Source organism: Brevundimonas sp., from assembly GCF_032107865.1.
Classification (GTDB): domain Bacteria; phylum Pseudomonadota; class Alphaproteobacteria; order Caulobacterales; family Caulobacteraceae; genus Brevundimonas.
Genome location: NZ_DAMCNG010000315.1, coordinates 1 through 2,147, shown reverse-complemented (window position 1 = coordinate 2,147; position 2,147 = coordinate 1). Strand labels below are relative to the sequence as shown.

The window sequence follows — 2,147 nt, the reverse complement described above, 5'->3', positions numbered from 1 at the left end:
GGCGCCGTCCAGACGCGTCGCCCAGTCGGTCACGGCCTCGCCGCCGCGCGCCTGCACGTCGTCGAAGATCTCGCGCACCACGCTGGAGACGAAGCCCTCGGTGCGACGCTGCGGGCGGGCCAGCGCATCCTTGCGCCCGGCGGCGTCCAGCAGGTTCCAGTCGATACGCTTCATCACATCATCTTCTCGATGGGCAGGACCAGGATGGCCGACGCCCCTTCAGCCTTGAGTTTCTCCAGCGTCTCCCAGAAGACCGCCTCCTGGCAGACGGCGTGGACGGCCACGGCGTCGTCACGGCCCGACAGGGGCATGACGGTCGGAGAGCCCGCGCCGGGCAACAGGGCGGTGATCCGGTCCAGCGCCGTGCGGGGCGCGTTCAGCATCACGTATTTGGCCCCTTGCGAGGACACCACGCCCGCCATCCGCTCGACGATGCTGTCCAGCAGGTGCTGCAGGCCCGGCTCGGGCGGCGTCGGCGACTTGATCAGCACGGCCTGGCTGTCCAGCACCGTGTCGCGCGCGCTCAGACCGTTGGTCTCCAGCGTCGCGCCTGTGGAGACCAGATCGCAGATGGCGGCGGCCAGCTTCAGCCGAGGGGCCACTTCGACCGCGCCGCGCATGGTGACGATGTCCGCATCCACGCCCGCCTCATCCAGAAAGCGGCGCAGAACCTTGGGATAGGAGGTGGCGATCCGCAGGCCCTGCAACGACGAAGGCCCGGCGTAGTCCAGCGCCGGCGGCGTCGCGATCTTCAGCGTGCAGCGACCGAAGCCCAGCGGCATGACCACTTCGGCGTTTGGCCCGCCGTTCTTCACTTCCTCCAGCACATTCTCGCCGACGATGCCCAGATCGCAGACCCCGTCCGCCACGAAGGTCGGAATGTCGTCGTCGCGCACCCGCAGCAGGTCGATCGGATAGTTCTCGATCCGATACAGCAGGTCGTTGTTTCCCTTGACCACGCGCAGGCCCGCATCGCGGACCAGATCGAGGCTGCGTTCGGCCAGACGGCCGGATTTCTGGACGGCGATGCGCAGCCGCCCCTGAACCGTGCTCATGATGTCAACTCAGGCTTTCAGTCTGTCCAGCACCAGCCGATAGCCCTGGTGCGGCATGTCCTTCAGGGAGCGCGCGACGCGCACCACGGTGGTCGGGCTGGCCGGGGCCTCGGCGGCGATCTCGCGATAGGTCTTGTCCCCGGCGTCCAGCATCCGCGCGACCTGCCACCGCTCGGCCATGGCGCGCAGCTCGGCCGGGGTGCACAGATCGGCCAGAAAGGCGTCCGCTTCCTCCCGCGTTTTCAGCGAGAGCAGGGCGTCCAGCAGGGCGGTCTTGGCGGCGGCGGTGCTCATGGTGTGTTCCATTATGCTGTAACAATGGAACGGTCAAGAGAGGTAAGTTGACGCCGCCCCTTTTTCCTCCCCACCTGTGGGGAGGGGGACCACGAAGTGGTGGAGGGGCCATGCCGCCGACCGTCGACGCCTACAGACGCGCCGCACGAATGCGTCGCGACCTGACTCCGCCCGAGGCGCGTCTATGGACGCAGCTCAAAGGCGGCGGCCTCGAAGCGCTGAAATTCCGCCGCCAGCATCCGGTCGGCCCCTACATCCTCGACTTCTACTGTCCTGCGTCACGTTTGGCGGTTGAAGTTGACGGCGCAACGCACGACGACCCGGACCAGATCGCCCACGATGCGCGGCGAACCGCATGGTTGAAGGCGCAGGAGATTGAGGTTCTGCGTGTCCGGGCCACGGATGTTCGCGATCATCTTGATGGCGTTCTGGCCGTGACCCTGCTTCACGCGACGGGGCGCTAGAGGGCCCCTCCACCGCTACGCGGTCCCCCTCCCCATTGTCATGGGGAGGAAAAAGCTGACCGCCTCTCGCTAGTCGAGCTTCGCCACTCTATCTGTCCGCCATGAGCAAGGTAGTGATCATCGGCGCGGGACACGCGGGGGGCTCGGCGGCGGCGTTGCTGAGGCAGTATGGGTTCGAGGGCGAGATCGTCCTGGCGGGGCAGGAGAGCGCGCCGCCCTATCAGCGCCCGCCCCTGTCGAAAGCCTGGCTGAAAGGCGAGGCGGGTCTGGAAGACCTGATGCTGCGCCCCGAGAGCTTCTACGCCGAGCAGAATATCGCCCTGCGCACCGGCGT

At 67.3% G+C, this 2,147-nt stretch carries 4 protein-coding genes; 2 read left to right on the top strand and 2 right to left on the bottom strand.

Going from position 1 to position 2,147, the window contains the following annotated elements; genetic code table 11:
• Positions 1–173: 173 nt before the first annotated feature.
• Both hisG and RT567_RS16100 read right to left on the bottom strand, forming a co-directional pair.
• Positions 174–1,055, bottom strand: coding sequence for an ATP phosphoribosyltransferase (gene hisG / locus RT567_RS16105; protein WP_313577220.1), 882 nt, complete (start codon positions 1,053–1,055; stop codon positions 174–176).
• Between the two features lie 9 nt (positions 1,056–1,064).
• A complete protein-coding gene (locus RT567_RS16100) occupies positions 1,065–1,361 on the bottom strand; it encodes a YerC/YecD family TrpR-related protein (protein ID WP_409516188.1) in 297 nt (98 codons plus the stop codon).
• A 98-nt stretch (positions 1,362–1,459) separates the two neighbouring features.
• Here RT567_RS16100 and RT567_RS16095 point away from each other — a divergent pair, with 98 nt between their 5' ends.
• Both RT567_RS16095 and RT567_RS16090 read left to right on the top strand, forming a co-directional pair.
• Positions 1,460–1,813, top strand: a complete 354-nt coding sequence (locus tag RT567_RS16095) for an endonuclease domain-containing protein (protein ID WP_313577218.1) — start codon at positions 1,460–1,462, stop codon at positions 1,811–1,813.
• 101 nt (positions 1,814–1,914) lie between these two features.
• Positions 1,915–2,147, top strand: a 233-nt coding sequence (locus RT567_RS16090; RefSeq protein WP_313577217.1) for an FAD-dependent oxidoreductase, incomplete at its 3' end; no start/stop codon positions are given.

What these genes read in the sequence shown, in the direction of transcription:
- hisG (WP_313577220.1), bottom strand. Translation starts at nt 1,055, where the DNA reads ATGAGCACGGTTCAGGGGCGGCTGCGCATCGCCGTCCAGAAATCCGGC.
- RT567_RS16100 (WP_409516188.1), bottom strand. Translation starts at nt 1,361, where the DNA reads ATGGAACACACCATGAGCACCGCCGCCGCCAAGACCGCCCTGCTGGAC.
- RT567_RS16095 (WP_313577218.1), top strand. Translation starts at nt 1,460, where the DNA reads ATGCCGCCGACCGTCGACGCCTACAGACGCGCCGCACGAATGCGTCGC.